21 protein-coding genes and 2 tRNA genes are annotated in these 21511 nt (G+C 70.7%); 16 read left to right on the top strand and 7 right to left on the bottom strand.

All coding sequences use genetic code 11. The annotated features are described in order from the left end of the window. Both CCR97_RS13715 and maiA read right to left on the bottom strand, forming a co-directional pair. A partial coding sequence (locus CCR97_RS13715) for a DUF2865 domain-containing protein (RefSeq protein ID WP_201159570.1) occupies positions 1–1062 on the bottom strand: 1062 nt, incomplete at its 3' end. Between the two features lie 116 nt (positions 1063–1178). Then, positions 1179–1838 (bottom strand): maleylacetoacetate isomerase, encoded by a 660-nt coding sequence (maiA, locus tag CCR97_RS13710; protein WP_111360202.1) that lies wholly within the window; start codon positions 1836–1838, stop codon positions 1179–1181. Between the two features lie 170 nt (positions 1839–2008). Here maiA and purL point away from each other — a divergent pair, with 170 nt between their 5' ends. The 6 genes from purL (at position 2009) to CCR97_RS13680 (ending at position 6929) form a co-directional block, all read left to right on the top strand. Continuing rightward, the gene (gene purL, locus CCR97_RS13705) at positions 2009–4240 is read left to right on the top strand and encodes a phosphoribosylformylglycinamidine synthase subunit PurL (RefSeq protein ID WP_201159569.1); all 2232 of its coding nucleotides are present in this window, start codon (positions 2009–2011) and stop codon (positions 4238–4240) included. A gap of 67 nt (positions 4241–4307) precedes the next feature. Further along, positions 4308–4547 (top strand): BolA family protein, encoded by a 240-nt coding sequence (locus tag CCR97_RS13700; RefSeq protein ID WP_111360591.1) that lies wholly within the window; start codon positions 4308–4310, stop codon positions 4545–4547. Between the two features lie 299 nt (positions 4548–4846). Continuing rightward, entirely contained in the window at positions 4847–5338 is a 492-nt protein-coding gene (locus tag CCR97_RS13695; protein WP_111358320.1) for a RidA family protein, read from the top strand. A 128-nt stretch (positions 5339–5466) separates the two neighbouring features. Next, positions 5467–5805, top strand: coding sequence for a Grx4 family monothiol glutaredoxin (grxD, locus tag CCR97_RS13690; protein WP_111358319.1), 339 nt, complete (start codon positions 5467–5469; stop codon positions 5803–5805). Positions 5806–5963: 158 nt separating this feature from the next. Next, a complete protein-coding gene (locus CCR97_RS13685) occupies positions 5964–6575 on the top strand; it encodes a hypothetical protein (RefSeq protein WP_244670440.1) in 612 nt (203 codons plus the stop codon). 93 nt (positions 6576–6668) lie between these two features. Further along, positions 6669–6929, top strand: coding sequence for a high potential iron sulfur protein (locus CCR97_RS13680; protein WP_170145923.1), 261 nt, complete (start codon positions 6669–6671; stop codon positions 6927–6929). Positions 6930–7026: 97 nt separating this feature from the next. On the opposite strand, the gene CCR97_RS13675 is transcribed toward CCR97_RS13680, so the two are convergent. The 4 genes from CCR97_RS13675 to CCR97_RS13660 all read right to left on the bottom strand — a co-directional run bounded on the left by CCR97_RS13675 (position 7027) and on the right by CCR97_RS13660 (position 9921). After that, on the bottom strand, positions 7027–8619 hold the full coding sequence (locus tag CCR97_RS13675) for a glycosyltransferase family 39 protein (RefSeq protein WP_170145922.1): 1593 nt from the start codon (positions 8617–8619) through the stop codon (positions 7027–7029). A 447-nt stretch (positions 8620–9066) separates the two neighbouring features. Then, positions 9067–9141 (bottom strand) — tRNA-Asn (locus CCR97_RS13670). Positions 9142–9323: 182 nt separating this feature from the next. After that, entirely contained in the window at positions 9324–9530 is a 207-nt protein-coding gene (locus CCR97_RS13665; protein WP_111358316.1) for a hypothetical protein, read from the bottom strand. Positions 9531–9847: 317 nt separating this feature from the next. Continuing rightward, positions 9848–9921, bottom strand: a tRNA-Cys gene (locus tag CCR97_RS13660). A 366-nt stretch (positions 9922–10287) separates the two neighbouring features. On the opposite strand from CCR97_RS13660, the gene CCR97_RS13655 reads away from it, so the two are divergent. The 10 genes from CCR97_RS13655 to CCR97_RS13610 all read left to right on the top strand — a co-directional run bounded on the left by CCR97_RS13655 (position 10288) and on the right by CCR97_RS13610 (position 21044). Next, positions 10288–10788 carry a (2Fe-2S)-binding protein gene (locus CCR97_RS13655; RefSeq protein ID WP_111358315.1) on the top strand — a complete coding sequence of 167 codons (501 nt, stop codon included), beginning with the start codon at positions 10288–10290 and terminating at the stop codon, positions 10786–10788. Positions 10789–10876: 88 nt separating this feature from the next. Beyond that, positions 10877–13273 (top strand): xanthine dehydrogenase family protein molybdopterin-binding subunit, encoded by a 2397-nt coding sequence (locus CCR97_RS13650; protein ID WP_111358314.1) that lies wholly within the window; start codon positions 10877–10879, stop codon positions 13271–13273. A gap of 117 nt (positions 13274–13390) precedes the next feature. Further along, the gene (locus tag CCR97_RS13645) at positions 13391–14191 is read left to right on the top strand and encodes an FAD binding domain-containing protein (protein WP_111358313.1); all 801 of its coding nucleotides are present in this window, start codon (positions 13391–13393) and stop codon (positions 14189–14191) included. Positions 14192–14435: 244 nt separating this feature from the next. Then, entirely contained in the window at positions 14436–15350 is a 915-nt protein-coding gene (locus CCR97_RS13640) for an AAA family ATPase (protein ID WP_201159568.1), read from the top strand. 106 nt (positions 15351–15456) lie between these two features. Next, on the top strand, positions 15457–16698 hold the full coding sequence (locus CCR97_RS13635) for a vWA domain-containing protein (RefSeq protein WP_111358941.1): 1242 nt from the start codon (positions 15457–15459) through the stop codon (positions 16696–16698). A 45-nt stretch (positions 16699–16743) separates the two neighbouring features. Continuing rightward, positions 16744–17067, top strand: coding sequence for an XdhC family protein (locus CCR97_RS13630; protein ID WP_111358940.1), 324 nt, complete (start codon positions 16744–16746; stop codon positions 17065–17067). A gap of 7 nt (positions 17068–17074) precedes the next feature. Then, positions 17075–17800 carry an XdhC family protein gene (locus CCR97_RS13625; RefSeq protein WP_111358939.1) on the top strand — a complete coding sequence of 242 codons (726 nt, stop codon included), beginning with the start codon at positions 17075–17077 and terminating at the stop codon, positions 17798–17800. Next, positions 17797–19419: an NTP transferase domain-containing protein gene (locus tag CCR97_RS13620; protein WP_111358938.1), complete on the top strand. Its 1623-nt coding sequence runs from the start codon at positions 17797–17799 to the stop codon at positions 19417–19419. The genes CCR97_RS13625 and CCR97_RS13620 overlap by 4 nt, the downstream gene beginning before the upstream one ends. A 219-nt stretch (positions 19420–19638) precedes the next feature. Continuing rightward, positions 19639–20472, top strand: a complete 834-nt coding sequence (locus CCR97_RS13615) for an SDR family oxidoreductase (RefSeq protein ID WP_111358937.1) — start codon at positions 19639–19641, stop codon at positions 20470–20472. A 53-nt stretch (positions 20473–20525) separates the two neighbouring features. After that, positions 20526–21044: a hypothetical protein gene (locus tag CCR97_RS13610; RefSeq protein WP_111358936.1), complete on the top strand. Its 519-nt coding sequence runs from the start codon at positions 20526–20528 to the stop codon at positions 21042–21044. A 42-nt stretch (positions 21045–21086) separates the two neighbouring features. On the opposite strand, the gene CCR97_RS13605 is transcribed toward CCR97_RS13610, so the two are convergent. After that, complete coding sequence (locus CCR97_RS13605) at positions 21087–21392, bottom strand: hypothetical protein (protein ID WP_111358935.1); 306 nt, start codon at positions 21390–21392, stop codon at positions 21087–21089. Positions 21393–21511 lie beyond the last annotated feature (119 nt).

The raw sequence follows: 21511 nt of genomic DNA, 5'->3' as shown, positions 1-21511 counted from the left end.
GCCGGTCGCCGGCCGGCGGGCGGCCGGGATCGGGCGGCCCTGCGCGTCGGTGCGCGGCTGGGACATCGCCTTCGACTTCTCCTCGGTGACGACGATGTCGCCGCGCTCCACCGTGGTGTCGGGCGAGACGCCGAGCGCCTGGGCCCAGCTCTGGCCCGGCTTGCGGCACGAGCACGCCTGCTGGTCGAGCGCGGTGCGGTACTTGAAGGCGGTCGGCAGGTCCCGGTAGGAGCGGCCGGCGAGCGACACGGCCTGGCCGATCTCCTCGCCCGGATTGCGGTGGGTGAAGAGCTGCACCTCGGCGGCCGGGCACAGCTTCTGGCAGGCCTGCTCGTCGTCGGCGAAGCGCGACGGATTGGTCTGGAACGAGATCGGGAAATAGTAGCCGTCGCAGGTGCGCACGCACAGCGTCCGATAACTCGAGGACTGCATCCCGTCGGGCGAGGGCAGCGCCGGGTTGCTGCCGAACAGCCCGCCGAACAGGCCGCGGTTCTGGTTGGCGGCGGCCTGGTATTGCGGGCCGCAATTGTTCTGGGCGAGCGCGGCGATCACGGCCTGCTTCTGGCCTTCCGATTCGCCGCCGCCCTGGATGCGCTGCAGCTCGGCCTGCGAGCGGGTGATGCGGTCGCGCATGTCCTGGATCTGGCCGCCGAGCGGCCGGCATTCGGCCGGCTGGTTGCTGAACAGCGACAGGAACGGGTTGCTCTCGCAGCCGAGCCGGCGCGACTGCGCGATCATGCGGTCGAGGTCGGCGGTCTGCTTGCCGATCGCATCCTCGTAGCGGCGGGTCTGCTCGGCCCGCGCCGGGTCGCCGCCGCCACGATTGATCATGCCGAGCTGCGCCTCGAGCCGGGTGCAGACGGGATTCTGGCCGTAGCCGGGCTGCTGGCCGTAGCCCTGCTGAGGATAGCCCTGCTGTTGAGGATAGCCTTGCTGCTGCGGGTACCCCTGCTGCGGATAGGCCGGCGGCGGATAGTTCTGCGCCAGCGCCGTCGCGCCGGCGATCGCCGCGATGGCGACGCCCGCTCCCAGCCGGCCGAGCCAGCCTGCCCCTCTCACCATTCCGCCCTCGCGCGCACGGCCGTGATCCGGCCTTGTCCCGGGCCCGAGCAGAGCGCCGGAATGGTGTCCAAAGTTTGAACCCGCCGGTTCCGCAGGGCGTCGGCGCGCCGTGCGGCTCAGACGCCGACCGGAACCCCGGTCGCCGGCGTGTCGGGTTGCACCTCGGGGCGGGCGCGGTCGAACGCGGGCAGGGCGAGGCAGGCCGCCTCGACGGCGCGAATCCTCGGGAAGCGGTCGAGAGGCATGGCGATTCGCCGGGCGTTGGCGACCTGCGGTACCAGGCAGACGTCGGCGAGCGTCGGGGCAGCCCCGAAGGCGTAGGGGGCGGGGTCGATCAGCCGCTCGATCGCCTCGAAGCCGGCGCCGATCCAGTGCTTGGACCAGGTGTCGAGCTCGTCCTGGGCGTGGCCGAGACGGTGCTTCAGGTAGCGCAGCGCCCCGGTGTTGTTGAGCGGATGGATGTCGGCCGCGATGATCTGGGCGACGGCCCGCACCCGCGCCTTGGCGAGCGGGTCGGCCGGCAGCAGCGGCGGCTCGGGAAAGCGCTCGTCGAGATAATCGATGATGGCGAGCGACTGGAGCAGCACGTCCCCCTCGGGCAGGCCCAGGGCCGGCACCCGCATCTGCGGGTTCACGGCCTTGTAGCGGTCCGAGAGGTGCTCACCGCCGTGCGTCAAAATGTCAACGCCAACAGTTTCGTAGGGCAGGTTCTTGAGATTGAGCGCGATGCGGACGCGGTACGCCGCGGAGGAGCGGAAGAACGAGTAGAGGATCACGGCGGCTCTCCGGGGGTGACGAGGGCGGGCCGGGCGACGGAACGGGCGCGCCGAGAGTGGCCGAGCGCCGCGCTGCGCGCAAGCGGGCGCGCCGGCCGGCCCGCGGCGCTGTTCGCGGTTGACGCCGGGGCGGTGCCGCGCGATGCCTCTCGCCCGAAGCGGTGCAGCATATGAAGGCGTCTTTCGTGAGCCAGACCGAGCCGAAGATCACCCCCGAGCTGATCGCCCAGCACGGGCTGAAGCCCGACGAGTACGACCGCATCGTCGCCCTGATCGGCCGCACCCCGACCTTCACGGAGCTCGGCATCTTCTCGGCCATGTGGAACGAGCACTGCTCGTACAAGTCCTCGAAGATCCACCTCAAGACACTGCCGACGAGCGCGCCCTGGGTGATCCAGGGGCCGGGCGAGAACGCCGGCGTCATCGACATCGGCGACGGGCTCGCCGCCGTGTTCAAGATGGAGAGCCACAACCACCCGAGCTACATCGAGCCCTACCAGGGCGCGACCACCGGGGTGGGCGGCATCCTGCGCGACGTCTTCACCATGGGGGCGCGGCCGATCGCCTGCCTCAACGCGCTGTCGTTCGGGGCGCCGAGCCATCCGAAGACGCGCCGCCTCGTCGCCGGCTGCGTCGCCGGCATCGGCGGCTACGGCAACTCCTTCGGGGTGCCGACGGTCGGCGGCTCGGTCCGGTTCCACCGCAGCTACGACGGCAACTGCCTCGTGAACGCCTTCGCGCTCGGCCTCGCCGAGGCCGACAAGATCTTCTACGCGGCGGCGTCGGGCGTCGGCATGCCGATCGTCTATCTCGGCTCCAAGACCGGCCGCGACGGCATGGGCGGCGCCACCATGGCGTCGGCCGAGTTCGACGACGAGGCCGAGGCGAAGCGCCCGACCGTGCAGGTCGGCGACCCGTTCTCCGAGAAGCTGCTGCTCGAGGCGTGCCTCGAGATCATGACGAAGGGCTGCGTCGTCGCCATCCAGGACATGGGTGCGGCCGGGCTCACCTGCTCGGCGGTCGAGATGGGGGCGAAGGGCGACCTCGGCGTCACGCTCGACCTCGACACGGTGCCGTGCCGCGAGACCGGCATGACGGCATACGAGATGATGCTCTCGGAGAGCCAGGAGCGCATGCTCATGGTGCTGAAGCCCGAGAAGGAGGCCGAGGCCGAGGCGATCTTCCGCAAGTGGGGCCTCGACTTCGCCGTGGTGGGCGAGACCAACCCGTCGAAGCGCTTCGTGGTGAAGCGCAACGGCGTCGTGATGGCCGACCTCCCGATCAAGGAGCTCGGGGACGAGGCGCCGGTCTACGACCGCCCGCATGTCCGCATGCCGAAGCCTCCCGTGATCGACCCCGCCTCGGTCGAGCCGGAGACCAGCATCCCGGGTGCGCTCGAGCGGCTGATCGCGACGCCGGATCTGTGCAGCAAGCGCTGGGTGTGGGAGCAGTACGACCACATCATCATGGGCAACACGGTGCAGCGTCCCGGCGGCGACGCCGGCGTGGTGCGGGTGCTGGACGGGCCGAAGGCGCTCGCCATGACCACCGACGTGACGCCGCGCTACTGCGAGGCCGATCCGTTCGAGGGCGGCAAGCAGGCGGTCGCCGAGGCGTGGCGCAACCTCACCGCGGTCGGGGCGCGGCCGCTCGCCGTCACCGACAACCTCAACTTCGGCAATCCCGAGAAGCCCGAGATCATGGGCCAGCTCGTCGACTGCATCGCCGGCATCGGCGAGGCGTGCCGGGCGCTCGACTTCCCGGTCGTCTCGGGCAACGTGTCGCTCTACAACGAGACCAACGGCCGCGGCATCCAGCCGACCCCGACGATCGGCGGCGTCGGCGTGCTCGACGACTTTTCGAAGAGCGCGACCGTCGCGTTCAAGGCGGCCGGCGAGACCATCCTGGTGCTCGGCGAGACGACCGGCTGGATCGGCCAGTCGCTGTGGCTGCGCGATCTCTACGGCCGGGAGGAGGGGGCGCCGCCCCCGGTCGACCTCGCGGTCGAGAAGCGCAACGGCGACCTCGTCCGCGGCTTGATCGCCGACGGCCTCGTCACCGCCGTGCACGACGTCTCCGACGGCGGGCTTCTGGTCGCGGTCGCCGAGATGGCGATGGCGGGCGGCTGCGGGGCGCAGATCGATTCGGCCGTGTCGGGCGCCGTGCCGGCGCATGCCTACTGGTTCGGCGAGGACCAGGCCCGCTATGTCGTGACCGCGAAGGCCGAGGCCGCCGCCTCCATCGAGGCGCGTGCAAAGGCGGCCGGCGTGCCGGTGCAGCGGCTGGGGACCACGGGTGGGCACGCACTTGCGATTTCCGGTGAACGCCCGCTTCAATTACAGGGTCTGACCGAGAGGTTCGAGCATTGGCTGCCCGCCTACATGGCGGGTGGCACGATGTGAGCCTGATCGTCCACACCGTCCCGCGTGACCGGGACCGCTGCTGCGACCGAAGGGTGCGAAGACCGCCATGCCGATGAATGCGCACGACATCGAGGCCCTGATCAAGCGCCACATCCCGGACGCCGAGGTGACGATCCGGGATCTGGCCGGCGACGGCGATCATTACGCCGCGACCGTGATCTCCGAGGTGTTTCGCGGGAAATCCCGGGTGCAGCAGCACCAACTCGTCTACCAGGCCCTCAAGGGCGAGATGGGCGGCGCCCTCCATGCGCTGGCGCTGCAGACGTCGGCGCCGCAGAAGGGGTGAGGCGCCACCATCGGTCGTGGGTCAGCCTGGCTGATCGACCAGGCCGCGGCCCGGTGCACGGCCGCGTGTCCCGGACAAGGCGCGTCAGGCCGTCGGCCTGATGCGCCGCAGAGCCGGGACCCAGGGGCGTCATCACGGGCGATTTCGAAACAGCAGCGGCAACCGCCGTCTCCGACGCCCTGGGTCCCGGCTCGCGGTGCGTTGCACCGCGTCCGGGACACGAGGCCGGTTGTTTGGCCCGTCGCTTGCCTGCTCGGGGGTGCGGCGTTCGCCGCATCGGAAAAACTCCCGGAGGTGACATGACCCGGACTGGCTTCGCCGCGGCTGCGGCGCTCGCACTCGCGTTCTCTTTTGGCCCGGCGGCTGCGCCCGCCGCGGTCCAGGATCTCTCTCCCAACGGCGTCAAGACGCTGGCGCCGGCCGGCGCGATCAAGACCACGGGCACCTGGGCGCTCGGCACGCGGGCGGGCGATTTCGTTTTCGTCGCCGGCATGCGCGGCATCGACGCCGCCTCGAACACGCTGGTCGCCGGCGACGAGGCGCGCATCCGCCAGGCCTTCATGAACATGAAGCTGATCGCCGAATCGGAAGGCGCGACGTTGCGCGACGCGGTGCGGCTCGTCGTCTACGTCACCGACATGTACCGGTTCCGGCCGCTGGTGAACAAGGTGCAGGAGGAGCTTTGGGGGAAGGGGCCGTACCCGCCTCGCACCATCGTCGAGGTCGACCGGCTGAACCAGGACGACATCTGCGAGGTCGAGGGCACGTTCTACGCCCCCGCGAAAAAGTGAACTGAAATCCAGCCATCGAATCGTCGCGGTCACGCCGAGGGGCTTGGTCGACCGGGCGATCTGCGATTACATAGGGCGATAAATCGGGTCCGGTCGCGCTTGGGTGGCCGGCCTCCAGGGACGCGACAATGGGCATCGAGCAATTCATCGAGAACGAGCTGAAGTCGAACGACGTCGTGTTGTTCATGAAGGGAACGCCGCAGTTTCCGATGTGCGGCTTCTCCGGCCAGGTGGTGCAGATCCTCGATTATCTGGGCGTGCCCTACAAGGGCCTGAACGTCCTGGAGAACGACGATCTCCGCCAGGGCATCAAGGAGTTCTCCAACTGGCCGACGATCCCGCAGCTCTACGTGAAGGGCGAGTTCGTCGGCGGCTGCGACATCGTCCGTGAGATGTTTCAGGCGAACGAGCTGCAGCAGTTCATGAAGGACAAGGGCATCGACGTGAAGGCGCCGGCGGCGAGCTGAGCCACGCCGACACGTCGGGCTTGGAACCGCGATCTCGCTGGAAAGGCCGGGGCCGACGGGCTCCGGCCTTTTTCGTCGGGAGGCGGGCTGCCAGGTCCGGCGGGCCGTGATCGGTCCCGGCGCGCCGTTCGTATCCGAGCGTCACGACCGGAGGACCCATGCGCGACCACTTGGCCCGCCTGCGCGCCTATGCGACCGTCGACGACCCGCTCGCCGGCGTCGGCGCCACGGTCGCCCTGGTCGTCGTCGGCAACCAGCCCTTCTATCCGCTCTATCTGCACGCCATCGCCGGGCTCGCCGCCTGGCCGGTCTGGCTGACGCTCCTGTCGATGCCGTTCTTCCTGGCCGTGCCGGCGGTGGCGCGCTGGAACTCGTTCACTGGACGGCTGCTGCTGCCGGTGGTCGGGGTCGCCAACACGCTGATCGCCGTGAAGGCGGTCGGCCGCGACAGCGGGCTCGAGCTCTTTCTCGTCCCCTGCGCGCTGCTCGCCGCCGCGCTGGTGCGGCCGCCCGAGCGGCTCCTGTCGCTGCCCGTGCTGGCGCTGCCCTTCGTCGCCTATTTCTGGCTCGTCGAGCGCCTCGGGCCGCCTTTGGTGACGTTCCCGGCCGATCAGCAGGCGAGCATGCTGGTCGTCAACGCCGTCAGCGTCGGCAGCCTCGTCACCTTGATCGGCGTGCTGGTGTCGCGGCTGGTCGTGCCGTCCGCGGCGGCGCCGGCCGGCCTCGCCGCCGAGGCCGCGGCCGCCGTGGCACCGCTCCAGCGGTATTAATACGCCACCCAGATTGGAAACGTTGTAAGGATCGTGTAAGGTCGCAGGCGCAGAGTGGAATAATTCCAATCACGCTCCGACTGGACGATTCTGATGCAAAAGCCGACCGATCTCGACCGCCGTCGTCTCCTCAAGACCGCCGCCACCGCGGCCGGTGCCGCCGCCGTTATCGGCGCCGGCGTGACGACTGCGTCCGCCAAGATGGCCCAGAAGGCCGTCGCCTATCAGGACACGCCGAAGGACGGCAAGCAGTGCGACAACTGCACCAACTGGCGTCCGCCGGATGGCTGCGCCACGGTCGACGGCAAGATCAGCCCGACCGCCTGGTGCCGCATCTACGTCGGCAAGAAGTGACCCGACGCCGGCCGCGCCGACGAGGCAGCTCAATTCGAAGGCCGTCCCGGTCCGGGGCGGCCTTCGTGATTCGTGGGGCAGCGGGGTGGTTCGATGCTCACCGCGCGTCGCCGGTCGCTTCCGGCGGGGCGAGCACCACGAACCACGAGTCGGACTGTCCGCGGACGCCGAACGCCGACCGCTCGGTCGTGATCTCCAAGGTCTCGGCGTACGGCCGCAGCGCCGTGACGGTCGCCACGCAGGCGCGGTCGGCCGCCACGCACACCGCGACGAAGCCGGTCGGCCCGAGTGCGTCTTTGGTCAGCCACGGCGTCAGCTCCGGGTGGCTGGCCGACAGGATCCGCGGGTTCTCCTGCATGTAGAAGGCCAGGTTGGCGGTTTCCTCGATCTCGCCGACCACCACGCGCAGCGGCGAGGTCGCGCGCTCGGCCCACAGGGCGTCCAGCTTGGCGGCGAGGACGTCGTGGCGCGCCGGCAGGGAGTCCGGCTCGAGCCACGCCTTCAGGACCGCCAGGCCCGGCGCGAGCAGCAGCGTCACGGCGGCGTAGATCACCGCGATGGCGAGCGCGCGCGGCACGGCCCGCAGTGGCACGGCGAGCCGTGGCGACGCCAGCACGGCGAGCGGGACCAGGGAGAACAGCGGAATCACCCAGTCGCTCTTGAGCCAGAACTCGAGGCCGATCGCCGCCAGCAGCGGCCCGACCGCCATCACCACGACCATCACCCTGAGCTGGGCGAGCCGTTCGCCCGCCGCGACGGTCGGCGCGGCGGCGGTGCGTCGGATCGGCGGCCAGCCGATCGCCAGCGCGGCCGCCACGAGGGTCGGCAGCAGCATCGCCAGGCCGTGCAGCTCGGCCCGCAGCCCCTGCAGGGTCGCGGTGGTGCGGCCCAACCCGACATACTGCGAGGCATAGCGCAGCGGCGCATAGGCGACGGCGTCGAGCCAGGCGAGATGCGGCGCGACCGCCAGGGCGAAGGTCGCCAGCGCGACGACCGGCATCGGCGACAGGAGCAGCGCCGTGCGGTCCCGCCGCAGCAGCGCCGCGACCGCCACGGCGACGAGCGGCCACGCGCCCCAGTACTTGGTGAGACAGGCGGCCGCGCCGGCGAGCCCGAGGGCGACGCCCCAGGCGGCGGTGCGCCGCTCGGCCGCGACCAGGTAGATCCAGACGATCGCGACGACGAGCGGCAGCTGCAGCACGTCGGGGTTCAGCTTGTATCCTTTGAAGGTGAGGATCGGGTAGACCATCGCCACCAGGGCGGCCAGCACGGCGCGGCGGCGATCGGTGACGAACCCGGCCAGCCCGCGAATGAGCAGGACGGTCGATCCCGTGACCGTCATGGCGAGGGCGTAGAGCGCCCAGTCGCGCGCCGGGAAGAGCACGAACCAGACATGCGTCACCCAGCCGGTGAACGGCGGGTGCTTGCCCGACCCCCAGGACGGGACCTGCCCCCAGAGGAACGCCTCGCTCGAATCGGAATGCAGCACCTGGCCGGACTTCAGGATCGCCAGCGTCACGGTCCACAGGATCGCGAAGGCGACCACCAGGCCGACCATCGCCGCAACGCCGCGACGCGGGTGAAGGAGGAGGGCGGAGACGCGTCGCAGCAGGTGCGGAACGGCAGACAGAAACGCGGGGCGCGGGCGGGCCGCAGCGGCGCGGCGCTCGTCGGTGACGGCGAGGGTCATGAACGTCCGGGGGTGATCGGCACTCGAAGGGGGGCCGAGGTTGGGGGGCAGCACGGAGACGAATCGCCGCCCGTCGGATCGCGTTCGGCCGGGTCGACACCAGGCTCGAACGCGCATCCTCGGACGGCGTCGTCACATTGGTCGAAACGAACAGAAATAAGGTTCGCCGATACTGTCTAGCCGGGCTCGCTTACAACCTCCTTACGAGGCGGTTCATTCGGACAAGGCGCGATGCGTGCGGACCGCCCGTGTGGTCGAGCGGACGTGCGAGGACGGGAGGCGCAAGGATTAGGAAGGCGCAAGAACAGGGAGTCGAAAGGATCGCGCGCCGGACGGAGGGCTCCCGCGGGAGCGTGAGGCCGTGCCGAATCGCCGGCCACCGCGGGTCTCACACGAGCGCGGCGGCTTCGCCGCGACGCGGGCGCCGAAGGTCAGCGCTGAGAAGAGTGGCTCCCCGGGCCGGATTCGAACCAGCGACCAACCGGTTAACAGCCGGTTGCTCTACCGCTGAGCTACCGGGGAACACGCGCCTCACGGCTCAGGCAGGTGGGCGTATAACAAAACCTCGGGGCGATTGCCAAGCCAATTCGGGTCGGCTGTGAACGATCTCGGAAACGGCCGAGGACCGGGGGCAGGGCGCCGAGGCAGGAACGCGGACCGGGGCGCCGCCGACGATGCGGCGAGCCCCTCGATCGAACAAGAGTTCAGCGCTTCGTCCAGCCGTGCACGGCGACGCGCGGCAGATCCTCGCGGGTCAGGCCGATCGCGGACAGCTCGCGATCCGTCTTTGTTTCCAAGGCCTTGTAGCGCGACACCAGCTCCAGTCCCTCGCCGACGGCCGCGGCAACCTCGCGCAGGAACGAGACGACACCACGCCGGGCGGCGTGCCCGGCCGAATACGTGATCGACATGTCTCACCTCTGATCTCTTCGTGCGGTTGATATAGCTCGGGTTTTCGCCTGGTCACAGCAGAATTGCTGCATGGCAGCATAACGTTGCCGCATGGCCCGGGACGGACGCGTTATCAGCGAATTAACCGATGCGTGTGCCGGCGGCGCTCGCTCGCGCAGGGTGGTCGCGTCGATCGTCCCGGATGCGTCTTCGAGGACGGCGCGAGTCGCGCTGGCGAATCGCCGCCGCGGTCTCGCGGCGCCGAGCGCGCGCAGCGGATGCATCGCGGGTGGACGACGTGGAGACGAGGCGCGTTCTGGAGGCGAGGAGAGATGAGTGGAGGCCACGGCCGGAATTGAACCGGCGTACACGGTTTTGCAGACCGTTGCGTAACCACTCCGCCACGTGGCCTTCGGGCGACCCGCCGCAAGGGCAGCCGCACCACCGCGCCCGGCGAGCCGGACTCGGCGGGCGCATGTTTAGCGCCCCTCGCTGAACATGCCAACCGCAATCGCGAGCCGGCCGGCGACGTGGACGAGAGGTGTGGCCGAGAGACGTGGCCGAGACCTGCACCGCCGGCGCAGTCCGGGAGCGGTGGGGCCTGCGCGACCGGAGGTCGCGCCCCCGCGGCGCTGCCTTGGAGCGATTCCGATCTCGCCCTTGACCATGACGGCGAGGGCGGGTCACACTCCGTAAAATTCCAGATACGTCGATGCGCGGTTCGGTGCCTCCGGGGCGCCGGCGGCCGCATCGGTCCGGGAGCGCGTCGGAGGTGCCATGCCTGTCGTGTCGATGACCGTGAACGGCAAGCCCGTGCAGGCCGAGGTCGATACCCGCACCCTTCTGGTGCAGTTCCTGCGCGAGACGCTGCGGCTGACCGGCACGCATGTCGGCTGCGACACCTCGCAGTGCGGCGCCTGCGTCGTGCATGTCGACGGGCTCGCGGTGAAGAGCTGCTCGATGCTGGCCGTGCAAGCAGAGGGCGCCGAGGTGCTGACCATCGAGGGCGTCGCGACCGGCGACACGCTGCATCCGATGCAGGAGGCGTTCCGCCAGAATCACGGACTCCAGTGCGGCTACTGCACGCCCGGGATGATCATGACGGCGCTCGATATCGTCCGCCGGAAGGGTCACGAGCTCGACGATCGCACCATTCGCGAGGAGCTCGAGGGCAATCTCTGCCGCTGCACCGGCTACCACAACATCGTCAAGTCGATCGCCGCCGGCGCCCGCGCCATGGCGGACGGTGATTCCACGCGCCAGGAAGCGGCCGAGTAGCCGCCCCGGCGCGTTTCACATCGCGTCGCCGGCCAAGGCTGCCGGAGAGCGGCCGCCCGGCGACGAGGACGCTCACGGGAGGACGCGCATGAGCGGAACCGGACAGACGCCGAGCGGCAGCAGCGCCACCGGGATCGGCGCCCCCGTGCGCCGCAAGGAGGACTTCCGCTTCGTCACCGGCAACGGCCGCTACACGGCCGACATCGACCGGCCGGGGCAGGCGATCCTGCACTTCCTGCGCTCGACCCATGCGCATGCCCGCATCGTCCGCATCCAGGCCGGTCACGCCTCGCGGCTGCCCGGCGTGCTCGCCGTGATCACGGGCCAGGACCTCGCGGCCGACAAGCTCGGGCCCTTGGTGTGCGGCTGGATGATCCACTCGACCGACGGCTCGCCGATGAAGATGGCGCCGCATCCGGCCCTGCCGGTCGACCGGGTCCGCTATGTCGGCGAGCCCGTGGTGGCGATCGTCGCGCAGACGATCGAGCAGGCGCGCGACGCCGCCGAGGCGGTCGTCATCGACTACGAGGAGCTGCCCGCCGTGGTCGATCCGGCGGCGGCGCAGCGCGACGGCGCGCCGGAGCTGCACGAGGTCGCGCCCAAGAACACGATCTTCCACTGGCAGCTCGGCGACGCCGCGGCGACCAGCGACGCCTTCGCGCGCGCCGCCAGCGTCACCAGCATCGATCTCGTCAACAACCGGCTGGTGCCGAACGCCATCGAGCCGCGCGGCGCGCTCGCCGAATGGGACCCGGGCAGCGACAGCTTCACGCTGTGGAACACGTCGCAGAACCCGCATGTGGCGCGGCTCGTGCTCTCCGCCTTCATCGGCATCGCGCCCGAGCACCGGCTGCGCGTCGTCGCGCCCGATGTCGGCGGCGGCTTCGGCTCGAAGATCTTCATCTATGCCGAGGAGGTGGTGGCGCTCGCCGCGGCCAAGCGCGTGCGCCGGCCGGTGCGCTGGATCTGCGATCGCTCGGAGGCGTTCGTCGCCGACGCGCATGGTCGTGATCACGTCACCCACGCTCAGATGGCGTTCGACCGCGACGGCAGGATCCTCGGCCTGCGGGTGCGGACGATCGCCAATCTCGGCGCCTACATGTCGACCTTCTCGTCGTCGATCCCGACCTATCTGTACGCGACGCTGCTGTCCGGCCAGTACGCCATTCCCGCGATCCACTGCACCGTGGATGCCGTCTACACCAACACGGTGCCGGTCGACGCCTATCGCGGGGCGGGGCGCCCCGAGGCGACCTATGTGATCGAGCGGCTGATGGAGGTCTCGGCCCGACGGCTTCGCATGGACCCGGCGGAGCTGCGCCGGCGGAACTTCGTGCAGAAGTTTCCGCATCAGACGCCGGTGATCATGAGCTACGACTGCGGCGACTACGCCGCCTCGCTCGACAAGGCCCTTCAGCTCGCCGACTATCAAGGCTTCGGTGGCCGCAGGCGCGAGTCCGAAGCGCGCGGAAGACTGCGCGGTATCGGCTTCTCGGCCTATATCGAGGCCTGCGGCATCGCGCCGAGCCAGGCGGTCGGCTCGCTCGGGGCGGGCGTGGGCTTGTGGGAATCCGCCGAGGTGCGGGTCAATCCGACCGGCACCGTCGAGGTGCTGACCGGCAGCCACAGCCACGGGCAGGGGCACGAGACGACCTTTGCGCAGCTCGTGTCGGACCGGCTCGGCATCCCGATCAACAACGTCTCGATCGTCCACGGCGACACCGACAAGGTGCAGTTCGGCATGGGCACGTATGGCTCGCGCTCCGGCGCGGTCGGCATGTCGGCGATCGTCAAGGCGCTCGACAAGGTCGAGGCCAAGGCCAAGAAGGTCGCGGCCCACATGCTGGAAGCGGCCGAGACCGACATCGTGTTCGAGGACGGCGCCTTCAAGGTCGCCGGCACCGACAAGGCGGCGACGTTCGGCGAGGTCGCGCTCAACGCCTATATCGCGCACAAGTTCTCCGGCGCCGAGCTGGAGCCGGGCCTGAAGGAGGGCGCCTTCTACGATCCGGTGAACTTCACGTTCCCGGCCGGCTGCCATGTCTGCGAGGTGGAGATCGATCCGGAGACCGGGCGCGTGAGCGTCGAGCGGTTCACGGCGGTCGACGACTTCGGCAACATCATCAATCCGATGATCGTCGAGGGGCAGGTCCATGGCGGGATCGCGCAGGGGATCGGCCAGGCCCTGATGGAGCAGGCCGTCTACGACGAATCCGGCCAGCTCGTCACCGGGTCCTACAACGACTATGTGATGCCGCGCGCCATCGACCTGCCGCCGCTCACCGTCGACACGACCGTGACGCCGTGCCCGGGCAATCCGCTTGGTATAAAGGGTTGCGGCGAGGCGGGCGCCATCGCGGCGCCGGCGGCCGTGATGAACGCCGTCACGGACGCGCTCGGCACCGAGGACGTGCCGATGCCGGCGAGCGCGCTGACGGTGTGGCGCGCGCTGCAGCGCCACCCGCGCGCCCAGGCGGCGGAGTAGGAGAGGGCGCCGAGCGAGGCGCTGGGCGCCGAGCGGGGCGCCGGTTTTTCCCTCTCCCCGCACGGCGGGGAGAGGTGAAAGACGAGATCGCCGCGAGGCGAAACGTGGAGAGGACGGATGTACGAATTCACCTATCACGGCGCGCGCGCGCTCGACGAGGCGACGGCGCTGCTCGCCGAGAACGGCGACGCCAAGCCGATCGCCGGCGGGCAGAGCCTGCTGCCGATGATGAAGTTCCGCCTCGCCTCGCCCTCCGATCTCGTCGACCTCAACAAGATCGCGGGGCTGAACGGCATCGCGATGGAGGGCGACCTGCTCGCGATCGGCGCGATGGCGCGCCACGCCGAGGTGCACGTGTCGCCGGTCGTCCAGCAGGCGATTCCGGCCCTCGCGGCGCTCGCCGGTCTGATCGGCGATCCCGCCGTGCGCCACCGCGGCACGCTCGGCGGCTCGCTCGCCAACAACGACCCCAACGCCGACTACCCGGCCGCGGCGCTGGCGCTCGGCGCCACCATCGTCACCACCAAGCGCGAGATCGCCGCCGACGACTTCTTCGCCGGCCTGTTCGAGACGGTGCTGGAGCCCGACGAGCTGATCACCAAGGCGCGCTTCCCGGTGCCGCAGAAGGCGGCGTACCAGAAGTTCCGCAACCCGGCGTCGCGCTACGCCATCGTCGGCGTGTTCGTCGCGACGTTCTCGGACGGCGTGCGCGTCGCCGTCACCGGGGCCGGCACCTCGGGGGCCTTCCGGCTGCCGGAGTTCGAGGCGGCGCTGACCGGGCGCTTCGAGCCGGCGGCCCTGGAGGGGATCTCGGTGCCGGAGGACGGCCTCGCCAGCGACATCCACGCCAGCGCCGAGTACCGGGCCCACCTGATCGGCGTGATGGCCCGCCGCGCCGTCGCCGCCGCGAACGGGTGAGGGCGGCGTCTCGCGTGCGGCTCTGGCCCGCGGCGCTCTCCGTGCACCTCTCCCCAGCGGGGAGAGGTCGGACTTCGCGCCGCAGGCGCGAAGTCCGGGTGAGGGGGGGGCCGAGCCATCCGACGGATGCCGTAGATCCTCACCCCGGTCGCGAGCAGCGCGCGCGCCCGACCCTCTCCCTGAGGGAGAGGGTTCGGGGCATACTCGGCGCCGCGTATCGTTGCCCACCGCGAAGGACGTTCCGTTGACCAAGCTGCCCGCGTCGATCGACGCGACCCAGGATCTTCTCGCGCAAGCCGACTACCTGGCCGACCGGTCGCTGGCGACCGTGCTGTTCCTGGCGCTCCGCATGGGCCGGCCGATCTTTCTGGAAGGCGAGGCCGGCGTCGGCAAGACGGAGATCGCCAAAGTCCTGTCGGCCACGCTCGGGCGAAAACTGATCCGGCTGCAGTGCTACGAGGGGCTCGACGTCGGCAGCGCCGTCTACGAGTGGAACTACGCGGCCCAGATGATCGCGATCCGGCTCGCCGAAGCGGAAGGCACGGTCGACCGGGCGCGGCTCACCCACGACATCTTCTCGGACGAGTTCCTGATCAAGCGGCCGCTTCTCCAGGCGCTGGAGCCGGACACCGGCGGCGCGCCGGTACTGCTCATCGACGAGCTCGACCGCACCGACGAGGCGTTCGAGGCCTTCCTGCTCGAGGTGCTGGCCGACTTCCAGGTGACGGTGCCGGAGATGGGCACCGTGAAGGCCGCGCATCCGCCCATCGTCGTGATCACGTCGAACCGCACGCGCGAGATCCACGACGCGCTCAAGCGCCGCTGCCTTTATCACTGGGTCGACTATCCAAGCGCCGAGCGCGAGGTCGCGATCGTCCGCACCAAGGTGCCGGGCATCTCGGCGACGCTGTCGGAGGAGATCGTGCGCTTCGTCCAGGCGCTGCGGCGCGAGGATCTGTTCAAGGCGCCGGGCGTCGCCGAGACGCTCGACTGGGCCGGCGCGCTGACCGAGCTCGACGCCGTCGCGCTCGATCCGGCGACCGTCTCGGACACGCTCGGCGTGCTGCTGAAGTACCAGGACGACATCGCGCGTTTGCAGGGGTCTCGCGCCGGCGAGCTGATCTCGCAGCTTCGCGCCGACATGACGGCGGCGGAGTGATGCGGGTGGCCGCAGCCCGTGCCTCGTCATGCCCGGGCTTGTCCCGGGCATCCACGCGGCGGCCTCGCCGGACGCCAGGACGTGGATGGCCGGGACGAGCCCGGCCATGACGGAGAGCGTGGACGCGCCTCGGGGCGCGACAGCCGGCGCAGAAGGCCGCCTCGCCGACAACATCGTGTACTTCGCCCGGGCGTTGCGCCGCGCCGGGCTGCCGGTCGGGCCGGGGGCCGTGATCGATGCCGTGGAGGCGTTGCGGGCGGCCGGCGTCGGCACCCGCGAGGACTTCTATTGGACCCTGCACGCCGTGCTGGTGAAGCGGCACGAGCACGCCGCCGTGTTCGAACAGGCGTTCCGGATCTTCTTCCGTCGGCGCGGATATCTCGAGCAGCTCATGAGCCTGATGATGCCGCAGGCGCCGGGCGGGGCGCCCGAGATGCCGCGGCCGGCGGCGGCGCGCGTCAACGACGCGCTGTTCGAGGGCGTCAAGAACAAGCTGAAGCCCGAGGTGCGCGAGACCGAGATCGTGGCCAAGCTGACGGCGAGCGACGCCGAGCTTCTGCAGACGAAGGACTTCGCCCAGATGAGCGCCGCCGAGATCGCGGCCGCGCAGGCCGCGATCCGCCGCATGGTGCTGCCGCTCGACGCCGTGAGGACGCGCCGGCTGGTGCCGGACCGCCGCGGCCGGCAGATCGACATGCGCCGCACCCTGCGGGCGAGCCTGAGCGCCGGCGGCGCCTTCGTCGACCTGAAGCGGCTCGGGCCGGGGGAGCGGACGCCGCCGCTCGTCGCGCTCCTCGACGTGTCGGGCTCGATGGGCGAGTACACGCGGCTGTTCCTGCACTTCCTCCACGCCGTCACGGACGCCCGCACGCGCGTGCACTCGTTCCTGTTCGGCACGCGGCTCACCAACGTGTCGCGGGCGCTGCGCACCAAGGATCCGGACGCCGCGCTCGCTGCCTGCTCGGCGGCCGTGCCGGACTGGTCGGGCGGCACCCGCATCGCCACCTCGCTCGCCGCCTTCAACAAGCGGTGGGCGCGCAGGGTGCTGGGGCAGGGCGCCGTGGTGCTGCTGATCACCGACGGGCTGGAGCGCGACACCGACGCGCGGCTCGCCTTCGAGATGGACCGGCTCCACCGGTCGTGCCGCCGGCTGGTCTGGCTCAACCCGTTGTTGCGGTTCGACGGCTTCGAGGCGAAGGCCCGCGGCATCCGCACCATGCTGCCGCATGTTGACGAATTCCGTCCGATCCACAATCTCGACAGCATGGCGGCGCTGGTGCAGGCCCTGTCCGCGCCGAGTGCGGCGTCGGGGCGGACCGGCGCCGGGCGCCGCGGTCTCGCGGCCTGACCGGACGACCACCGAGCGCGGCACGCCGAGCCAAGGAGCCGAAAGATGCTGGCACGCGACGAGGACATTCTCCAGGCCGCCGAGACCTGGCGGGCCGAAGGCAAGGGCGTGGCGCTCGCCACCGTGGTCGAGACCTGGGGCTCGGCGCCGCGGCCCATAGGCTCGAACCTGGTGATCGACGAGGACGGGCGCTTCCTCGGCTCGGTCTCGGGCGGCTGCGTCGAGGGCGCCGTGGTGTCCGAGGCGCTCGACGTGATCGAGAGCGGCGCGCCCAAGATGCTCGAGTTCGGCGTCGCCGACGAGACCGCCTGGAAGGTCGGCCTCTCCTGCGGCGGCACCATCCGGGTTTTCGTCGAGAAGGTGGAGTAGCGGCGCCGTGAAGCTCGAGATCCTCAAGAACCTGAACGCGGAGCGGACGGCGCGCCGGGCCGTGATCGTCGTCACCGACGTCGCGACCGGGGCGCAGCGGCTGGTGCGGGCCGCGGACGCGCCGGCCGATCCGCTCGCAGCGCTCCTCGACCAGCATCTGCGCACCGGCAAGAGCGGCATGGCGGAGACGCCGGAGGGCCGCGTCTTCCTCACCGTCCACGTGCCGCCGCCGCGGCTCGTCGTCACCGGCGCCGTCCATATCAGCCAGGCGCTCGCCCCGATGGCGAGGATGCTCGGCTACGACGTGACGATCGTCGACCCGCGCACCGCCTTCGCGAGCCCCGAGCGGTTCCCGGACGTGCCGCTCGTCGCCGAGTGGCCCGACACGGCGCTGCCGCCCCTCAACGTCGATCGCTACACGGCTTTCGTGGCGCTCACCCACGACCCGAAGATCGACGATCCGGCGCTCCTGCACGCGCTCGCGCGCGACTGCTTCTACATCGGCGCGCTCGGCTCGAAGAAGACGCATGCCCGGCGGATCGAGCGGCTCACGGCGGCGGGTCTCGACGCGGCGACGATCGCGCGCATCCACGCGCCGATCGGGCTCGCCATCGGGGCCGTGTCGCCGCCCGAGATCGCCGTGTCGATCCTGGCCGAGATCACGGCGCGGCTGCGCCTGCCGGCGAAGGCGGCCGACACGGCCGTGCCGGCCCGCGAGAAGGCCCCGTCATGAAATTCGGTCCGGTTCCGGTCGCCGAGGCGACGGGCGCCATCGTGGTGCACACGGTCCGCCGGGGCGGCCTCGTCCTGAAGAAAGGCACCGTGATCGGCGCGGCCGAGGCGGCTGCCCTGGAGGCGGCCGGCGTCGACGAGATCGTCGTCGCGCGGCTGCAGGCCGGCGACGTTCCCGAGGACGCGGCGGCGGGCGCCATCGCGGCAGCGGCCGCGGGGCCGGGCATCCGGGTCGACAAGGCGTTCACGGGCCGCGCCAACCTGTTCGCCGACGCGGCCGGCGTGCTGGTCGTCGACCGCGACGGCGTCGATCGCCTCAACGCCGTCGATCCCGACATCACCTTCGCGACGTTGCCGGCCTACGCACCGGTCGTCGTCGGCACCATGGTGGCGACCGCGAAGATCATCCCGTTCGCGGTCGACGGCGCGGCCCGCGACGCCGCGCTCGCGATCTCGTCCGGGCTGGTGCGGGTCGCGCCGTACCGGGTGAAGAAGGTCGCGGTCGTCTCGACGCTGCTGCCCGGCCTCGCCGACAAGGTGATCGAGAAGACGCTGCGGGTCACGGCCGAGCGCCTCGCGCCCGCCGGCGCCACCATCGTGGCCGAGCGCAAGGTCCCGCACGAGACCGAGGCGGTGACGCAGGCGATCGCGAGCGTGCTCGCCGACGGCGCCGAGCTCGTCATCGTGTTCGGCGCCTCGGCGATCGCCGACCGTCGCGACGTGATTCCGGCGGCCGTCGAAGCGGCTGGCGGCCACATCGCGCGCTTCGGCATGCCGGTCGATCCCGGCAACCTCCTGATGATCGCCGAGGTCGGCGGGCGGCCCGTGCTCGGCGCGCCGGGCTGCGCCCGCAGCCCCAAGGAGAACGGCTTCGACTGGGTCCTGGCGCGCCTGCTGTGCGGGCTGCCGGTGACGAGCGAGGACGTGGCCGGCATGGGCGTCGGCGGCCTCCTGATGGAGATCGTGACGCGGCCGCAACCGCGCGAGGAGCCGTCCGATCCCGCCGCCCCGCCGCACGGGACCAAGATCGCCGCCGTCGTGCTGGCGGCCGGCCGCTCGACCCGCATGGGCGGACCGAACAAGCTCCTGGCCGAGATCGGCGGACGGCCGCTGGTGCGCATCGTCGTCGATGCGGTCCTCGCCTCGCAGGCCGGGCCGATCGTCGTCGTCACGGGCCACCAGCGGGATCGTGTGCGTGCCGCGCTCGCCAACCTGCCGGTCAGCTTCGTGCACAATCCCGATTATGCCGAAGGGCTCTCGACCTCGGTGAAGGCCGGCATCGCGGCGCTGCCCGAGGAGGTCGACGGCGCCATCGTCTGCCTCGGCGACATGCCGCAGGTCGACCCGGATCTGATCGACCGGCTGATCGCCGCCTTCGATCCGGAGAAGGGCGCCCTGATCGTGATCCCGACGGTCGAGGGCAAGCGCGGCAATCCGGTCGTCTGGTCGCGCCGCTTCTTCGCGGAGCTCGGCCGGCTCACGGGCGACATCGGCGCCCGCAATTTGATCGCAACTTATCAGGAAGCCGTCGCCGAGGTTCCGGCCGCCGCCGCGGCGGCGACCGACGTCGACACGGCCGAGGCGCTCGCCGCCGTGAAGGCGGAGATCGAGGGCGGGTGATCATTCAACAGACTCTCGGGATATGAAGAATCCGGACCGGATCTGATCAGTTTCGGCACGCCGCGCCGTTTCTGATCGGTGACTGCTCGCGGTTCGCGACGACGTTCGCGTCGTCCGATGACGCGGCCGTGTTCGATCCGTTGATCCTGGTCAAGACTCGGTGGCCCCCGTATCGCCAGGAGGGAAGACTCTCCACCGACGATACCGAGGAGTGCTGTCATGCAGGTCGCAGAGCACTTTTGTGACAAGGGATGCGTGATCACCGGCGCGGCGTCCGGGATCGGGCTCGCTGTCGGCGAGGCGCTGCTCGCGGCGGGCGCCGCCGTCTTCATGGCGGACGTCGACGCGGCCGCGCTCGAGACCGCGGCGCACCGGCTCGCGGCCGCTCATCCCGGGCGCGTGCAGGCGATGCCGGTCGATGTCACGAAGGCGGACGACGTGCGGCGGATGGTCGAAGGCGCGGCGGCGCGGCACGGCCGGCTCGACGTGCTGTTCAACAATGCCGGCATCGGCGCCACCCAGCCGATCGAGACGGTGACACTCGATCACTGGCGCCGCATCGTCGATATCAACCTGTGGGGTGTCGTCCATGGCATCCACTTCGCGCTGCCGATCATGCGCCGGCAGGGCGGCGGCCACATCGTCAACACCGCGTCGATGGCCGGCCTGATGCCGTTCCCGTTCCAGGCCCTCTATTGCGCGACCAAGTTCGCGGTCGCCGGGCTGAGCGAGAGCCTGCGCTTCGAGCTCGCCGACGAGGGCATCCATGTCTCGGTCGTCTGCCCGGGACACGTGGCGAGCGCGATCTTCGGCAAGCCGCTCGCCGGCGGACTCGTCGATCTGCCGCTGCCGCCGGACGCGATTCCGGCCGACGAGGCGGCCGCGACGATCCTGGCCGGCGTCGCCGCGCGGGCCGGCATCATCGCGCTGCCGGAAGGCTCGCGCACACTCTGGCGCCGCTACTGGAGCGATCCGGAGAAGAGCGAGACCTGGATGCTCGACCTGGCGCGGCAGCGCCGCGAGGCGATCAGGACCAAGGGAACGTACTACTGACGCCCGGCACCAAGGCCGTCGTGCCGGCCTCGCCAGCGGGGAGGATCGGGACCGTGTCGCCCCTCCGGAACTTCATCAGGACGCAGGGCATCGCCTGTGCGGCCATCAATGCGGTCCTCAACCCGCTGCTCGCGTGGCTGATGAATCGCCACGTCGCGACCGTGTCGGTGCTCGGCGGCGACGGGATCCTGGCCGATACGGCGATCACCTGCGGGGTGATGTCGGTGCTGGTGGCGTCCTGCGTCTCGCCGGCCGTGCGGCGGGCGCGCGAGACGGGCGGTCTCGCTCCGGTCGAGGACGGAACCGTGGAGGCGAGCGTGCTGGCGCGGTTACCGCGAACGGCCGTCGGGCTCGGACTGGCGATCGGAGCCGCGACGGCGATCGTGGTCGGGCCGGCGATCGCCGCGGCGCTGCTGGCCGGCGGCGTGACGGCATTGTCGGTCGCCGGCTTCGCCATGCTGAAAATCGTCTACACGCCGGTCCTCGGCTACGCCGTCACCCGCTGGGTGATCCTGCGCCAGATGCTGCCGGCGCGCTCCGACGGCTCCCGGCGCCGCCGCGTCGCGGGATGAGGATCGGCTGGGTCTCGAATCGGTGGCGACGGTGGGCGGCCGTCAGCGCGAGCACTCGATGGCGACGTAGTCGTCGCAGGTGGCGCCGCGGCAGCCCGACGCCGCCGGCACCGAGCCGGTGATCTCGTCGCGTTCGACCTTGCGGAACGACACGGCCTGCTTGAAGTCGCGCTGCTTGCACAGCGCCGTCGCCATGGCGGTGCCGCAGCGGGCGCCCGAAGCGAGACACTGGTCGATGCCGTAGCCATCGGCATTGTGGCCGAGGATGAAGATCCGCTTCTCGGCCTGGGCGGCCGAGACGGCCGCCAGAAGGCTCACCACGAACGTGACCGTGAACAAGGGCCGCATCGGCGTGCTCGATCCATCAGAGAACGACGGGGCCTTCTCGCGGCAGGCCGACCCGGGCGCCGGAAGGCGACCCTTAAAATGCGGATGCAACCGTTAAGGCGGCGTTAATAAATCCGGCC

It is taken from the genome of Rhodoplanes elegans (assembly GCF_016653355.1).
GTDB classification, from domain to species: domain Bacteria; phylum Pseudomonadota; class Alphaproteobacteria; order Rhizobiales; family Xanthobacteraceae; genus Rhodoplanes; species Rhodoplanes elegans.
This window is presented reverse-complemented; position numbering and strand designations above follow the sequence as displayed.